The sequence below is a fragment of the Pseudomonas sp. NPDC086112 genome, from assembly GCF_044746425.1.
GTDB lineage: Bacteria > Pseudomonadota > Gammaproteobacteria > Pseudomonadales > Pseudomonadaceae > Aquipseudomonas.
The window spans coordinates 23,084-37,676 of sequence record NZ_JBIVCD010000032.1; the positions used below are offsets into that span (position 1 = coordinate 23,084).

Genomic DNA, 14,593 nt, shown 5'->3' on the forward strand with positions numbered 1-14,593 from the left:
AGCGAGGCTTGCCCGCGAAGAACGATAACGCGTAATGAATGAAAAACTGCGGTGTTTTCTTCGCGGGCAAGCCTCGCTCCTACAGGATCTTCGTCGTCACACAAGCCCAAAATAAGCCCATTCCCATATTGGGTTTTTGTTGTCTTGGATGGCGAGTTGCCAGCAATCTGGCTAACCCTTGTCTACACTGCTTCTCACCAATGGAGGTAACCCTCGCCAGTGCGCCGGCAAAGGAGTGCGCCCATGTCTCCCTGCTTGCAGTTTCGTAGCCCGGCCCGGCAACGGGGAGCGATTGGTTTGATGGCGGTGCTGACCTTGGGCATGGCCTTGGTGTTTCTGCTGATCTTGGTCGACAGCGGCCGCCTGTACCTGGAAAAACGCAGCTTGCAACGGGTGGTGGATATGGCCGCGCTGGAGGCTGCCACGCGTAACGGTGATTGCGCCGTGGGTGCCACCGCTACCGTCTATGCCACCGCCAGTGCAAACCGCAACGACTTCTCCCTTCCTGACTCCACCCGCAGCTTGGCGGTAGCCTGTGGCACCTTGAGTCTGGACGCCAATAATCTTCGGGTTTTTACGGCTGATCCGAGCAGCAGCGAAGCCATTCGGGTGACCGTCAGCCATTCGATCCTGCAGAGTTTTGCCGGTGGTATTGGTGCCGTGTTCGGCGGTGCTCCAGCCGGTGCGACCCTCAACCTGACCGCGACCGCCGTCGCAGCGTTGCCACCTCCGCTGGCATCGCTGACCATTCGCAGTACGGTGCTGACTATCGATACCAGCAAGTCGGCCACCCTTAATGCGCTGTTCGGTGGTTTGTTGGGCGGCAGTCTGAACCTCTCCGTGGCGGGTTGGGAGGGGTTGCTGAACAGCAATATCAGCCTGCTCGGTTACCTCGATCGACTGAAGGTCGACCTCGGCGTCAACGCCGCCGGGTATAGCCAGGTATTGGGCACTTCGGTGGCCGTCAGCCAGTTGATCCAGACGGCCGTCAACGTGCTGGACCCCGGCGGCACTCTCGGCGCGACGGCGACCATCGTCGGTCTGCAAGCACTCAAGGTTGCCGCAGGCTCCACGACCGTGGTGCTGGGCAATTTGTTGCACGTCGAGAATGGCAGCAACATGTCGGCGTTCGCGACTAACGTGAGCGTGTTCAACCTGATCGAAGGCATCGTGCAACTGGCCAACAAGAAAAACGGTCTGGTGGCGACGCTACCGATCAATCTGGCGGGGCTGGCGCAAATCACGGCCCGGGTGCAGGTCCTGGAGCCGCCGCAACTCTCGGCAATAGGCAATCCGAAAAACGCGGCGCTGGATCCACTGGGCCCCAATCGGATCTACGTGAGAACCGCGCAGGTTCGCACATTGCTGTCGATCGACTTGCCGGCACTCGACGCCATCGTGGCGCTGGTCAATGCGGTAACCGATCTGGCAGGACCGCTGACCAACACCCTAAACGCCTTGCTCAATCTCAACCTGGTGGCGGTGCTCAATTCACTGACCTGTGCCTTGGGCGTGCCCTGCCAGACACCCGATATCATCGTGTTGCCGGGGCCGATACGGCTCGACGTGGCGCTGGAGGTCGCCAGCGCCAGCAGTTACGTCACGGCCTACAGCTGCGTCAGTAACACCAATAAGACCCTGACCACCAGCACCAGTACATCGCTGGTGAACCTGAAAATCGGCCGGATCGATGCGGCCAGCATGTTCGGCAGCAACACCACACCGCCGACGGTTACGGTGCAGCCGTTGAAGGTGATCGATATCGGGATCAAAACCTGTCACCGGATTCTGTTTTTGCCCATTACCTGCGATCCGCGTGTGCCCGGCGTCGGTGGCGGCATCGATATCGTGGCCGACACCAGCGTGGCGGCGAACGCCAACATTTCCCACGTGTACTCCGCACCACCCGCCAGCAGCCTGCCGGAAATCAATCAGCCGCCGTTCTACTACTCATTCACCACCAGCAGTATTGTCAGCAACCTGCTCAACACCCCGCTTAACATTCACGTGGACATGTATGGCCCGTCGGGCAGTCTCGTCAGCGGTCTGGGGACGATCCTGAGCAGCGTCACTACCTTGCTGGTCAGCGCGATCAACAGCGTGCTCAGCCCGTTGCTCGACAGCTTGATCAACACCTTGCTGTTAAGCCTTGGGATCGACTTGAACAAGGTCGACGTCGGCGCCAATCTCAGTTGTCACTCGGGGCGCGCGACGCTGGTGATCTGATCGTCTGTGGCAATCGGCAACTCGATACAAAACCGCGCGCCCTCGGTCGAGTTTCTTACACTCAACTTACCGCCCATGTTTGCGACGATGCCGTAACTCACCGACAACCCGAGCCCGGTGCCGACACCCACCGGTTTGGTGGTGAAGAACGGTTCGAAAATCCGCTCCAGCAGCCGTGGATCGATACCGCCGCCGTTATCCTCGACCCACAGTCGCACCGAGTATTCATCACGTTCGGCATACACCGAGATCCACGGTTTGAACTCCCGGTCGGCTTCGCGCTTACTCAGCAGCGCATCCCTTGCATTGACCATCAGATTGATCAACACCTGTTCCAGCTGGTCGACGTAACCGCGCACCTGCACTTCGAATCCGGTCTGGCTCACCCGCAGCTCGACCCCTTTGCCGCGCATGCCTTCGGACAGCAGTGACAGCGTGCCTTCGATGGCTTGCGCCGGATTGAACGGGTGTTGCTCGATCTCCGAACGCCGACCGAATACCCGCATGTGATCCACCACCCGCGCGGCGCGCTGGACTTGCGCGTCGATGCGGTTGAGCTTGTCTGTCAGGTAATCGATTTGCGCGTCACCATTGCTCAGGCGCTTGAGCACATTGACGATGGCCATGCGCATCACGTTCAGCGGCTGATTGATTTCATGGGCCAGCCCGGTGGCCATTTCGCCAAGGGTGGCCATTTTCGCGCTCTGGGTCAGCTGTTGCTGGGCGCGCCGGACTTCGGTGTTGTCACGGCCCACGGCTTGAATCTCCAGCAAGCGACCTTGCTCGTCGAACACCCCGCGATCCGACCAGACCCACCAGGCGTGTTCCCGTCCCGGCAGTTGCAGGTTGATTTCCGCGGTGCTGACCGGGAACCCCGGGCTCAGTCGACTGAGCCGCTGGAGGAACGCTTCGCGCTGTTCCGGCGACATCCAGCTGCCCAGGTTCACTCCCGGCAGCTTCTCGGGCTGGCATTCCAGGTAGGTCGCCAGGGGGCGGTTGCCGAAGGTCAGCGTCAGGTCTGGAAGGTAGCGGCAGATCATCGCCGGGGAATCTTCCACCAGGATCCGATAGCGCTCTTCACTCTGTTTTACTTGCTCGGCGGCCAGGGTCGCCTCGGTGACATCCAGCCACAGGCCCACAGCTTCTACCGGCAGCCCGAGGTCATCGCGCAGCAGTTTGGCTTCGTCCAGCAGCCAGTGGTAATCGCCGCGACTGTCGCGCAGCCGATAACGGGCACGCACCGAACCTTCGCGCAGCAGTTGCCGGGTGCGCTCGAAATAGCCGTCGCGGTCCTCGGGATGGACCCGTTCCACCAACGCGCCGGCGGCACAATCGGCGAGCGACCAACCGAGCAGCGGCAACAGGCTGTCGCTGAAAAATGTCGGTTGCAGCGCACCTTCGACATAGCGCTGTACGTAGATCACCGCCGGCGAACTGGCGATCAGGTTGTCCAGCCGGGCATGGGCGGCAGCGGCGTTCTGCTCCTGATTCTTGATGTCGCTGATGTCGAGCATGAAACCCACCAGCCGCCGGTTTCTGCCGATGCCCAGGGCCTGACCTTGCAGTCGATACCAGATCGGCGTTTGTGCCGCGTCGGGACGATGCAGGCGTACGCACAGCAGCAACGGCGCGCCTTCATCCTGCAAGGTTTGCAGGCGAATCGTCAGCTCTTCACGGTCGGCGGGGTGGATCTGTTCGAGCCAGTCGTGCAGCGGCAAACGCGTGCTCGCAAGGTTGAGCGTACCGGCCAGCGATGGCGCCAATTGCACCTCGGCGTTGTCACTGAAGACCTCCCACCAGCCGGTGCCGAGCAAGGCTTGCAGAGACTCCAGCCGCTCCAGTTGCAGATGGTGCTGATGCTCGTGCAAGCGCTCAAGCAGCGGGCCGGCCAGGGCTGCGGTGAGTTGCAACCAGTCGCGCTCGCTCAGATCCGGGGCACGCTGTTGCACCGGGTAGAAACCACAGAGCAGCCAGGCCACCACGCCCTGGGCATTGTGGTAAGGCACCGCGAACCCTTCGGCATTGCCGAAGATGCCTTGCAGGCGCGGGTGTTCGCTGGGAGTCAATTGCTGGGGAGCGGAGCCATTCAAACTGTCGAGACCGGTGCCCAAGCGTTGATCGATTTCCCACAACAGTGGCGCATCGAAGGCCGCGTAATGCTGGTGAATCAGCCAACCCTCGGCCTGTTCATCGAGCAAAGCCATGGCGATGCAGGGGATCTGAAAGCGCTGGGCCAGACCTTGAAGTTGCTCCGCCAGCACCTCGGGCAAGCGCGTCAGGCTGCACAGGCGCAACTGTTCACTGACCTGCGCCGCGAGCAACTGGCATTGTTCACGGCTGCGCGCTTGTCGACGTTCGAGCAGCAGGTCGCCGATGTCGATCAACTGCAGCAGCCAGTTTTCGCCCAACGGCTGCACCCAGCCACGCAGATGCAGCGGTTGTTCGCCGAGGCTGAAGAAATCCAGGTCCAGGCTTTGTCCTTGCCACTCGGCAGGCGCGCCTTCGACCGACAGGGCGCTATGGGGCATGAGGTAATCGAGCAGATGCGGTGTCTGCGCGCCGGGCATTTGTTGCGCCAGCAGATGCCGCAGCGGGCCGGTCAGCTGAATCACTCGGCCTTCGTCATCCAGATGCAGCTGCAAACCGACACGTTGCACGCTCGCAGGGTCAGCACTGGTCGAGGGCTGCTGCGGTTGGCGATTGAGCAGGCGCCCGAAGAGTTTGTCCCCGGAACTCAAAATTGCAGGCTCGAGCGGGCGGTAAGGGTCGCCGGCAGATTGGGCACCGAGCCGATCCCCGGCAGCACCAGGAACGGCAGGACCTGATTCAGTTTACTGGTGGGGTAATTGATGGTGACCGTCAGCACGCCACCGGTGTAGGTGGCACTGGCGTCGGTGGCTACATTGAAGTTCAGCGCGGCGGGAATCCAGGCCAGCTGCCGAGTCAGTTCGTTGGTGGCTATGTTTCTGACGGCGGTGTCGTAATTGGCGGTGCTCGGGTCCAGCGCCACACTGCGGCGCACCGCTTCGGCCGTCGATTGATTGAACGATTGCATCAGCAACAGTGGCAGGCTGTAACTCACCAGCCCATAAAACACGGCGAAAAAGATGATGAACACCAAAGCGAACTCAATCGCCACGGCACCTTTTTGTTTGCGGGGGAGGCCTGTTTTCATGAGTGCGTCTACCCTGACCGTCACGACGTAGTATCAGCATAGAATCATTCAGCCAAAACGGACGTTTTTTACCGGATGCAGAACTTTGTCCTACTTATCTGGCTGACGCTTTGCGCAGCACAGGATGTCCGAGAGCGGCACATCGCCAATGGCCTGACCCTTGGCGCGGGTGTACTGGCGCTGGCGTATCTGTTGTGGACGGGCACCACATGGTTGGGGGCCGAGGCGGTACAGGGCGGCTGGGCTTTGTTGTTGGCACTGGCCTTCACCTTGCCCGGTTATGCATTGAAACGTTTGGGGGCGGGCGACGTGAAACTGATGGCGACGCTGGGCCTTGCGACGGACGGTATGCACCTGCTCGGCGGCTTCATAGGCGCCGGATTGGCCAGTGCGTTCTGGCTGCTGTTGGCGCCAAGACTCTGGCTGTATATGGGGCAGGGGCTTAGGGAACGTCTTCGTTACCTGGGACCAGGAACGTCAAAAAAGCAGCCCTTTGCGCCGTTCGTGCTGGTGGGCATGTTGCTTACTCTGGTCTGGCTGCATTAGTCGCCGGGCGCCACTCGTTCTATGTACATAGTTGGAAAGTGCGTCTACTTTCAAAACAGTTGTTGTACAGCCTTCGGAAATGGGTACAGGAACGGTCAAGCCTGGAGTGACACGTGAACAAGCGTATCTCGGCAATAAAAGTACTTGTGGTCGATGACGAACCATTGATTGTCGAAGAACTGTGCGAGTTCATCGAGCGCAATGGTTATCGCTGTGTTCCTTGTCAGTCCGGCAAGCAGGCGATCGAGCGTTTCACTGAATACGAGGATATCGGCCTGGTGCTCTGTGATTTGCAGATGCCTGACATGGATGGCATTCAGCTCGTTCAGGCGTTGCAACGGTTGTCCGGCAAACACCGGGCGTTCGAGGCGATCATGCTCACCGGTCGCGCCGACAAGCAGGATGTGATCAAGGCCTTGCGCGCCGGGTTCGCTGACTACTATCAGAAACCGATTGATCTGGCTGAGTTGCTCGAAGGTTTGCAGCGCCAGGAAGTGGTCTTGCAGGAGCGGCAGAAAAATCTGCAGTTGGGGCATTTGAGTCAGAAGCTGCAGTACCTTTGTGAGTCGATCGACGAGCTGTATCAGGATCTGGACAAGGTTCGTCGGGGACCGTCTTCGGCGTCTTCGTCGGATTCGGCTGACGGTGCATTCAGTGAGGCGGAGCGGGTGGAGATGCCGGCGGTTTTCAATCAGCTGTCGCCGCGGCAGCTGGAGGTGGCGCGGTTGGTGGGCAAGGGGCAGACCAATTATCAGATTGCCTGTGAGTTGGGGATTACCGAGAACACGGTGAAGCTTTATGTGTCGCAGGTGTTGCGGTTGACGCATATGCATAACCGCACGCAAGTGGCGTTGGCGTTGTCGCCCGGTAATGCTGGTGTGCGGCGGCTTACTGCGCACTGAATTTCGGGTGTACGCCGCTCTATTGTGGAGCTGCCGAAGGGCCTCTTCGCGGGCAAGCCTCGCTCCTACGAAAAGCACGTTCACCAACGCAATTCCCTGTAGGAGCGAGGCTTGCCCGCGAAGACGGTCCGACATTCAACATTGATGTCGACTGACACGCCGCTTTCGCGAGCAAGCCCGCTCCCACAGTTGAATCGTGTGCATCTGCAAGGGATTGGTTGGCTGTCAGGCCGCCTTCGCGGGCAAGCCTCGCTCCTACGGGGATCGCTGTTGCCTTTCAAGGGCGGACTGACGGCCGACCAATTTCCCCCGGATGCACACGATTCAACTGTGGGAGCGGGCTTGCTCGCGAAGGCGGCCTCAGAGGCAACGATGTTTATCGATCGATAAAAACATCAGAACCTTCCCACATGTTTTTCAGGTTGCCCGTCGGACGCTGCGTCTCTAGCCTTTGTCCGTCGCTGACAATTCAGCGACCGGGCGTCGCGGCTCGATTCTTGAGGCATAATCGCTCCACCAAACCACAACACTTTTGGGTGTCTGTCGTTTCGTGTCATGGCGACTGTGCGCGGGATACCTTCGGGTATGCCGAGCTGCCTCGGGGATCGGTCCGCGAACCCGCGTACAGCTGCCACCCCAAATTGCGTCGCGGCAATTTGGAAGTGGCTCCATTTCATCCCAGAGGTGTAATCATGTTCAAAGCAACCCCGAATCCCCCAGAAACTGACAACGTTTCCCCTTACGAATCTGCTGATTCAAAAAAACTCCACGACGCCGCTAACCGCGCGCTCGATCACTACCTCAACCCATCCGCCCTCAAAGCCCCCACGGCCCGCAAGCCGAGCACGATGTATATGGTCGCGCCAGATATCAAAGACGAAGACCTGTTGGCCCATACCTGTGAATCGTTGGCCCAGGCCAGTGTGATGGCGGGTGATTTTGCGGGGTATCTGGAAGGACCGCACCGGCACACGGCGATGGCGATTCAACAGATCGTCATGCTGGCAGAACTGGCGGTGAACCGGATGCTGGATAACGTCGCCATACCAAAACCCGCGCCACACAGCTGATCCCCTGTAGGAGCGAGGCTTGCCCGCGAAGACATTCAACATTGATGTCGACTGACACGCCGCTTTCGCGAGCAAGCCCGCTCCCACAGTTGAATCGTGTGCATCTGCGAGAGATTGGTTGGCTGTCAGGCCGCCTTCGCGGGCAAGCCTCGCTCCTACGGGATCGCCGCTGTGCCTTTCAATGATGAAAGGCCCGGGCCAACGCGCTGAAGCTGGGGCCGGCCAGTACGATCAGCAGCGCCGGGAACAGAAACAACATCATCACCACGGACATTTTCGCGGACATCTTGGAGATGTATTCCTGCAAGCGTGTCAGGCGCCGGTCATCGAGCAGCAGTTTGAGCCCCAGCAGTGATTTCATGGCGCCGCCGCCCTGGTGGATCAATTGCTGAAGTATCACGCAGGTGTCGGTGAATTCGTCCACTGCCAGTAACTGGGTGGCCTTGTTCAGTTCTTCGCCCAGTTCCAGGCCGGAATCGACCCGGGTCAGTATCAGGCGCAGTTCATGGGTCAGGGCCGGCAGTAATTGTTTGCCTTCGATGCTCAGTACTCGCAGCGACTGCTCCACCGCCATGCCGGATTCGAACAGGATACGCAGCAGTGGAATGAAGGTCGAAATCTCGATCGCCAGTTGTCTTTGCCGACGGTGTGCGGCAGCGGCCAGCAAGCGTTTGGGCAGCAAGTAACCAAGAGCGGTGGCGAAGGCCGGGGTGACCCAAGGGTTGTTCACCTGCGGGAAGAACACGCTCTGGATCAACAGACTCAGGATCAACGCAAGCACCGGGATGCCGATCTGGCAGGCGGCGAACAGCGAGCGTTGCCGGGCGCTGCGCCAGCCGAGGCGGTTGAGCAGTATTTGGGTTTCGTTGTCCAGTTTGACCGAGCGTTGACCGATACGGCTGTTGCCCAGCGCTTGCAACCAGTGACTGACGCGATGGTCGTTCAGCGGTTTACCGTCCAGTCGTTGAGCCACTTGGCGAGCACGCCGATGTTGGTCCAGCAGCCCACTGAGCAGCAACAGCGTGGCCCCGAGAAACAACAGTGCGCTGATCAGCAGGGCTATTTTCATACGCTGCGCAACATGCGCCACAGCGCCAGGCAACCCACCACCTGCAGGCCAAACGCGGTCGCGAGCATCATTTGCCCCGAGCTGCTGTTCCACATGGCGAGCAGGTACTTCGGATTGGACAGCAAGAAGTAGCCGGCGAGCCCCACAGGCATCAGGGCCAGCACCATCGCTGTGATGCGGGTTTCGCCCGTCATGGCGCGCAGTTGGCGCGCAGCCTGGTCGCGTTCACGGACCATTTTGATCAGGTTCTCAAACAGCTCACTGGCATTACCGCCGTAGCGGTGATTGACCTTCAGGCCCAGCGCAAATAATCGAAACTCGTCTTTCTCGTACAGTTCGGCGAAGTCCGTGACAGCGTCAGGCAGGCTGACGCCCAGGTGCACATTGCGCTGAACCCGGCCCATGGCGTTCTTCAGTGGGTCTTCGGCGGCGTCGATGGCGACCAGCACCGCATCGGCCAGGGTGCGTCCGGACTTCAGACTTCGCACGGTGTGATCGAGCAACGGCGGCAGTTGTTCGATCATGCGCTTGAGCCGGCGCTGGTAGCACCAACTGATGTACAACCGCAGAGCCAGAGGTGGCATCAGCAACAACGCCAGCAAACCGATCCAGCTGGCGAGGGCAAACCCCAGCAAAATGCCCACGGTCCAGAGCAACAGCCACAACCTCAGGCGCTCGGTGGGACGACCGAGGCCAGCGCGTAGAAAGGCCCGTTCCAGGCCAGCCCAGGATGATTTCGCCACCGCCAGTTGCGGTTGCCCTTGCATCAAGCGACCGAGGGTTCGATCGATGCCGGTCTGGCGCAGGCCGTTGTAGAACAAACGGATCGACAAACCCAGCAACGTCAGGCAAATCAGGATGAGCAGCGCCGGTTTGAGCATGCCGTGATCCTTTAGTGCGACAAGGGAGAGAGCGCCGACTCGCGACGCAGCTTTTCGCCGGCGGGGTTGACCGCCTCGCGCAGAAAACCGAAACCGGTGCGTCGGTCGAAGCGGAACAGCGTATTGGTCACATAGATGTCATCACGAATACCCACGACCTCCACCACTTCGCTGACGCAGCGGCGGCCATCGGGCAGGCGCGTCAGTTGAATCACCACGTCCAGTGCGGCGCAGATCATTTGCCGCAGCGTGCGCTCAGCGATGGTGCGTCCGGTCAGGCCCACCAGGGTCTCCAGGCGCAACAGCGCATCCTGGGCATTGTTGGCGTGCACGGTGCTCATGGAACCGTCATGCCCGGTGTTCATCGCCGTGAGCACGTCGACCACTTCGACGCCGCGAATCTCGCCGAGGATGATCCGGTCCGGGCGCATCCGCAGCGCGTTGCGAATCAGGTCGCTGGCCTTCACTTCGCCGTGGCCTTCGGCATTCGGCGGTCGGGTTTCCAGGCGTACCACATGAGGATGGCCCAGTTGCAGCTCGGCGACGTCTTCGATGGTGACCAGGCGTTCGTGAGGGGCGATCAACTGGCTGAGAATGTTCAGCAACGTGGTCTTGCCGGTGCCGGTACCGCCGCTGACAAGGATGTTGCAGCGCTTGCCCACGGCCTCCTGAATGAACTCAAAGATCGCCTGATCGATGGTTTGCATCGCCATCAGATCGGAGCTTTTGAGCATGTCCTTGCGGAATTTTCGAATCGACAGGCACGGGCCATCGAGGGCAATGGGCGGGATGATCGCATTGACCCGGCTGCCATCGGGCAAACGCGCATCGACCATCGGTGAAGACTCGTCGAGCCGTCGGCCCAGGGGCGCGAGAATCCGTTGCATCACCCGCTCGACGTGGTGGTCGTCGATGAATCGCAGGTCACTCAGGTGCAACACACCCTCGCGTTCGACGAACACCCGGTGCGGGCCGTTGACCAGGATTTCGGTCACCGTCGAATCACGCAGCAACACCTCCAGGGGGCCGAACCCGGTGAGCTCGTCGACGAGTTCCTCGGCCAGTCGCTCCATCTCGTAACGGGAAATCGCCAGGTGCAGACGGGCGATGTACTCGGCAACTTTGTCGATGACGAACTGCGACAGCATTGGCCGCGAACCTTCCAGCAGGTTTTTTCCGGACTCTTCGATGGCGTCGATGATGTAGCGGTGCAGCACCAGTTTCAGGCCTTCGTGGTCGGTATTGCCGGCCGGCCCGTGGGAGGGGGCGCCGAAGAGTTTTTCGCCGCTCATGGCGCGCCCCTCAATCGGTCGAACCAGCCAGCCTTGGGTTTGTCCAGGTCTTCGGAGCGTTTGGCCAGGCGTTCACCGAGGGCGCGCAGGCTTTGGGTCAGGTTTTCGCGCGGGGCCAGCTCGAACAGGCTCACCCCCTGATTCTTGGCGTTGAGCCGTACTTCCGGGCTGTAGGCAAGGACCGCCATAACCTCCATGCCGAAGCTTTTGCTCAAGGTATCGGAGTCTGGCGCGACGTTGCGCAGATAGCGGTCCACCAGCAACCTGGCGTGATCGAGCTTGAGGCCTTTTTCGCGCCAGCGGCCGAGCACCTCAAGGTTGCGTCGGCAGTCGAGCACATTCTGATCGGTGTACCACAGCAACTTGTCGCAATGGCTGACGAAGGTACGCAACGCTTCGCTGTCCGACTGGCCAGTGAGGTTCACCACGATGTGCTGGAAATGCTGACGCAAGGCGCTGAGCAGCATGTACAGTTCGGCGGCACTGGTCTGTTCCAGTGGTTCGTCGTTGCTGGCGTAGGCGAGAATCCGCAGCCCGGCGTCACACGTGGTGAAGGCACTGTCGATCAGCGTCGCGTCCAGGCGCCGCAGATGGCGCAACGCATCGCCAAAATGAAACGAGCTCTCCAGCCCCAGCAACGCAAGGCTGTCGCCACGCGGCAGGCCCAGATCCAGCAACAGTGTCTGCTGACCGCTCTTTTGCACCACGTGCGCCAGGTGGTTGGCGAGCAATGCTCCATCGGCATTGCTCTGCGCACCGTAAAGCACGGTCAGGCCACCCTGTTGACTCTGTTGCATATTCGGCGTCACGGTCGGCAGGCGTTTGCTCAGGCGTCGCACCAGCCCGGCAACTTCACTGGAACGCGAGCCGTAAGAGACGAAATCCCGCGCACCGGCGCGCATGGCATTGAGCACGAGTTGGTTGTCCATGCCGTCGCCCAAGGCAACGATTGCCAGCATCGGTTTGGCTTCCAGAGCACCCTCGATCAACGCGCTCTGGGCCACCACATGCTCCCGGTCCAGACCCACGAACACCAGGTTGGCGAAGGTCACGTCCACCAGCGTCAAGAGTTCATCGAGGTTGCCGCCACCGGCGCTGATCACCCGGCCCAAAGGGGCAAGCGCACCTTGCAGCCACTCGAAGTCGGTGCTGTTACGCGTGATCGCGAGGAACGTCTGACTCAGGTTCTGGGGTTGGCTCATAGCGATAATCCGCCGCGTTTATCGAAGTGGCCGTTGTCGAGGAAGTACCGCGTGAAGCGTCTGCGCATGGAGAAGCGTCCTCGCTGGTTTCAGGGCGTTTGTTGGGTGACTTCATTGCCGCGGATGACCTCCACACTCGTCTTGCGCGGTGCTGCGCCGCCGCTTATGGGTTTTGGTGTGCCGGCCAGGGCCAGTTGACTGAACTGCACCAGTTCGCGATTGGCACTGGCCAGGCTCGCCTTTGAGTCGCGGTTGCCGGCCCAGTATTGGTTCAGACGTTTTTCCTCGGCGCTGCGCACGGCCAGGCGCAAAACCCCGACCTGAGCCGCGAGCATCAGGCGACTCAAGAGGGGTTCAGGGACGGCAAGCAAAACGGTGCGAGCGCTGGCGCGCAGTTGGTCTTGCTTGAGTCGCTCCTCGTGACTGCGCGCCGGGTTGGCAGGCAGGCCATCGTTCATCAGCCCCAACTGGTCGCCGACACCGAGCACCCGCAACGCCGGAATCACCACCTGGGCCGACTGCTGGAGGTTGTTGGTGTCCATGCGCAGAAACAGCAGGACGTCGACATAGTCGCCGGGGCTCAGTTGACCGCCGACATTGACCACGTCATCCGCCGCCACCGCGAGGGCACGCTCATCGGGGCGGATCATTCGCGCCAGCGCACCGCCGGTTTCGAAACTTTCATCATTGAGCCAGCTGCCGGCAGTCAGCGTGCGCCAGGGCGTACGGCCAATGGCTTGATCGAGACGGGACAGGCTGCCGGCCGGGGCGGTACGGAGTTTTTCCAGCGTCACGTCGGCGGCGCTGATTTGCTCGAACGGCGCGATGTCACGTAACAGCACAACCACTGGCTGGCGAGTCGGGTCGTCTGCCGGCGCCAATATCGGGGCCGATGACGTGCCGGATTGCGCGACGGATTCGGGTGCCGGTTGGCGACTCAACGCCAGCCCCCAATAACCGGCAATGATGGCGCCTACCAGAAACAGCCCGGCCAGGCCCATGGTGACGCGACTGTTCATGACGGCTCTCCCTTTCCTGCTGCGTAACGCCCCCAAGAGTTTATAAATGAGATGACTTCGCAATCAGGCAGCTATGAACATCGAACTATTTCGCTATTTGACGGTAGCGCAGGTAGAGCAAAAAGCCATTACAGGGCAGTAAATATCTGACAAAAGTAACGGGCTGAAGGCAAAAGCACTGTTTTATGACGTCAGTGAACTGGTTAATACTTAAGTATTAATAGGTTCTTACAGTTGTTGGTCTGGGGTTTGCCGACAATGCTGATGCTGGCATAGGGGAATCATGTTGCGGCCGTGCAACACCCTCCTGTCATAGGAGACACGTCATGTCCTTTACTAAAGTGGTTCAGAAGATCAAATCCGAAATCATTTTGTTCAAATACCTGGCCAAAGATACGGAAGGTGCCTCGGGCATCGAATACGCGATTATTGCGGGTATGGCAGCGGTTGCGTTGGCAGTGTTCATGACGCCTATCTCGGGTGCGATAACCGATATTTTTACCGTGATCAAGGAAGCGCTGGTGCCTCCTGCTTGATGCCGACAGCTTGCTAACCTGCCAGGGCGGTTCTAACGTCAACGCTTAGTCCATTGCAGGTGGTTTATCCATGAATGCTCCCGCGCTGCCACGCCAACAGCTGCTTCTGGTCGATGATGAAGAGGATGCGTTACTGGAACTGGCCGAGTTGCTGGAGGGCGAGGGCTTTACTTGTTTTACGGCAACGTCGGTCAAACTCGCCCTTCATCATTTGACTTGTCATCCTGATATTGCACTGGTGATTACTGATTTGCGGATGCCGGAGGAGAGTGGCATGTCGTTGATCAAGCGGTTGCGTGAGCATACGGCTCGTCAGCATTTACCGGTGATTGTGACGTCGGGGCATGCGGATATGGAGGATGTGAGTGATATGTTGCGGTTGCAGGTGCTGGATTTGTTTCGCAAGCCGATTTATCACGTGCGGTTGTTGGAGACGTTGAATAATTTATTTCCGCAGCCTCGGGATTTGGTCAGTTCCTGATCTACGGTCTAGAGCAGAAAACAGATCAAAAGATCGCAGCCTTCGGCAGCTCCTACAGGCGAAACGCGTCGTCCGTGTAGGAGCTGCCGAAGGCTGCGATCTTTTGATCTTGGCGGCCTGAAAGCCGACCCATCTCTCTCAGACATACGCCGACCACTGCCGACCACTGTAGGAGCGAGGCTTGCCCGCGAAGG

General features: G+C 59.9%; 13 protein-coding genes. 6 read left to right on the forward strand and 7 right to left on the reverse strand.

Annotation, left to right across the window (positions count from 1 at the left end; genetic code table 11):
- Positions 1-243: 243 nt before the first annotated feature.
- Positions 244-2,226: a TadG family pilus assembly protein gene (locus ACIPLA_RS20360; RefSeq protein WP_401175441.1), complete on the forward strand. Its 1,983-nt coding sequence runs from the start codon at positions 244-246 to the stop codon at positions 2,224-2,226.
- Here the strand turns inward: ACIPLA_RS20360 and ACIPLA_RS20365 are convergent.
- Entirely contained in the window at positions 2,196-4,964 is a 2,769-nt protein-coding gene (locus ACIPLA_RS20365; RefSeq protein ID WP_401175444.1) for an ATP-binding protein, read from the reverse strand. The genes ACIPLA_RS20360 and ACIPLA_RS20365 overlap by 31 nt on opposite strands.
- Positions 4,961-5,401, reverse strand: a complete 441-nt coding sequence (locus ACIPLA_RS20370; protein WP_401175446.1) for a TadE/TadG family type IV pilus assembly protein — start codon at positions 5,399-5,401, stop codon at positions 4,961-4,963. Before ACIPLA_RS20370 ends, ACIPLA_RS20365 begins: the two co-directional genes overlap by 4 nt.
- A gap of 75 nt (positions 5,402-5,476) precedes the next feature.
- Between ACIPLA_RS20370 and ACIPLA_RS20375 the strand changes: the two genes are divergently transcribed.
- From ACIPLA_RS20375 to ACIPLA_RS20385, 3 genes are all read left to right on the forward strand, one after another.
- A complete protein-coding gene (locus tag ACIPLA_RS20375) occupies positions 5,477-5,947 on the forward strand; it encodes a prepilin peptidase (RefSeq protein ID WP_401175448.1) in 471 nt (156 codons plus the stop codon).
- 113 nt (positions 5,948-6,060) lie between these two features.
- On the forward strand, positions 6,061-6,849 hold the full coding sequence (locus tag ACIPLA_RS20380; protein ID WP_218397337.1) for a response regulator transcription factor: 789 nt from the start codon (positions 6,061-6,063) through the stop codon (positions 6,847-6,849).
- A 692-nt stretch (positions 6,850-7,541) separates the two neighbouring features.
- Positions 7,542-7,919, forward strand: a complete 378-nt coding sequence (locus ACIPLA_RS20385; RefSeq protein ID WP_401175452.1) for a DUF6124 family protein — start codon at positions 7,542-7,544, stop codon at positions 7,917-7,919.
- A gap of 178 nt (positions 7,920-8,097) precedes the next feature.
- Here ACIPLA_RS20385 and ACIPLA_RS20390 read toward each other — a convergent pair whose 3' ends face one another.
- The 5 genes from ACIPLA_RS20390 to cpaB all read right to left on the reverse strand — a co-directional run bounded on the left by ACIPLA_RS20390 (position 8,098) and on the right by cpaB (position 13,382).
- On the reverse strand, positions 8,098-8,988 hold the full coding sequence (locus ACIPLA_RS20390) for a type II secretion system F family protein (protein WP_218397341.1): 891 nt from the start codon (positions 8,986-8,988) through the stop codon (positions 8,098-8,100).
- Positions 8,985-9,869 carry a type II secretion system F family protein gene (locus tag ACIPLA_RS20395; RefSeq protein ID WP_218397342.1) on the reverse strand — a complete coding sequence of 295 codons (885 nt, stop codon included), beginning with the start codon at positions 9,867-9,869 and terminating at the stop codon, positions 8,985-8,987. Before ACIPLA_RS20395 ends, ACIPLA_RS20390 begins: the two co-directional genes overlap by 4 nt.
- Positions 9,870-9,880: 11 nt before the next feature.
- Positions 9,881-11,161, reverse strand: coding sequence for a CpaF family protein (locus ACIPLA_RS20400; RefSeq protein WP_123500936.1), 1,281 nt, complete (start codon positions 11,159-11,161; stop codon positions 9,881-9,883).
- Positions 11,158-12,363: a pilus assembly protein gene (locus ACIPLA_RS20405; RefSeq protein WP_123500938.1), complete on the reverse strand. Its 1,206-nt coding sequence runs from the start codon at positions 12,361-12,363 to the stop codon at positions 11,158-11,160. The genes ACIPLA_RS20400 and ACIPLA_RS20405 overlap by 4 nt, the downstream gene beginning before the upstream one ends.
- Positions 12,364-12,452: 89 nt before the next feature.
- The gene (gene cpaB, locus ACIPLA_RS20410; RefSeq protein WP_218397344.1) at positions 12,453-13,382 is read right to left on the reverse strand and encodes a Flp pilus assembly protein CpaB; all 930 of its coding nucleotides are present in this window, start codon (positions 13,380-13,382) and stop codon (positions 12,453-12,455) included.
- 326 nt (positions 13,383-13,708) lie between these two features.
- On the opposite strand from cpaB, the gene ACIPLA_RS20415 reads away from it, so the two are divergent.
- Positions 13,709-13,918, forward strand: coding sequence for a Flp family type IVb pilin (locus ACIPLA_RS20415; protein ID WP_218397346.1), 210 nt, complete (start codon positions 13,709-13,711; stop codon positions 13,916-13,918).
- 70 nt (positions 13,919-13,988) lie between these two features.
- On the forward strand, positions 13,989-14,399 hold the full coding sequence (locus tag ACIPLA_RS20420; RefSeq protein ID WP_218397348.1) for a response regulator: 411 nt from the start codon (positions 13,989-13,991) through the stop codon (positions 14,397-14,399).
- Positions 14,400-14,593: the final 194 nt, after the last annotated feature.

What these genes read in the sequence shown, in the direction of transcription:
- ACIPLA_RS20360 (WP_401175441.1), top strand. Translation starts at nt 244, where the DNA reads ATGTCTCCCTGCTTGCAGTTTCGTAGCCCGGCCCGGCAACGGGGAGCG.
- ACIPLA_RS20370 (WP_401175446.1), bottom strand. Translation starts at nt 5,401, where the DNA reads ATGAAAACAGGCCTCCCCCGCAAACAAAAAGGTGCCGTGGCGATTGAG.
- ACIPLA_RS20375 (WP_401175448.1), top strand. Translation starts at nt 5,477, where the DNA reads ATGCAGAACTTTGTCCTACTTATCTGGCTGACGCTTTGCGCAGCACAG.
- ACIPLA_RS20385 (WP_401175452.1), top strand. Translation starts at nt 7,542, where the DNA reads ATGTTCAAAGCAACCCCGAATCCCCCAGAAACTGACAACGTTTCCCCT.
- ACIPLA_RS20390 (WP_218397341.1), bottom strand. Translation starts at nt 8,988, where the DNA reads ATGAAAATAGCCCTGCTGATCAGCGCACTGTTGTTTCTCGGGGCCACG.
- ACIPLA_RS20395 (WP_218397342.1), bottom strand. Translation starts at nt 9,869, where the DNA reads ATGCTCAAACCGGCGCTGCTCATCCTGATTTGCCTGACGTTGCTGGGT.
- ACIPLA_RS20400 (WP_123500936.1), bottom strand. Translation starts at nt 11,161, where the DNA reads ATGAGCGGCGAAAAACTCTTCGGCGCCCCCTCCCACGGGCCGGCCGGC.
- ACIPLA_RS20405 (WP_123500938.1), bottom strand. Translation starts at nt 12,363, where the DNA reads ATGAGCCAACCCCAGAACCTGAGTCAGACGTTCCTCGCGATCACGCGT.
- cpaB (WP_218397344.1), bottom strand. Translation starts at nt 13,382, where the DNA reads ATGAACAGTCGCGTCACCATGGGCCTGGCCGGGCTGTTTCTGGTAGGC.
- ACIPLA_RS20415 (WP_218397346.1), top strand. Translation starts at nt 13,709, where the DNA reads ATGTCCTTTACTAAAGTGGTTCAGAAGATCAAATCCGAAATCATTTTG.
- ACIPLA_RS20420 (WP_218397348.1), top strand. Translation starts at nt 13,989, where the DNA reads ATGAATGCTCCCGCGCTGCCACGCCAACAGCTGCTTCTGGTCGATGAT.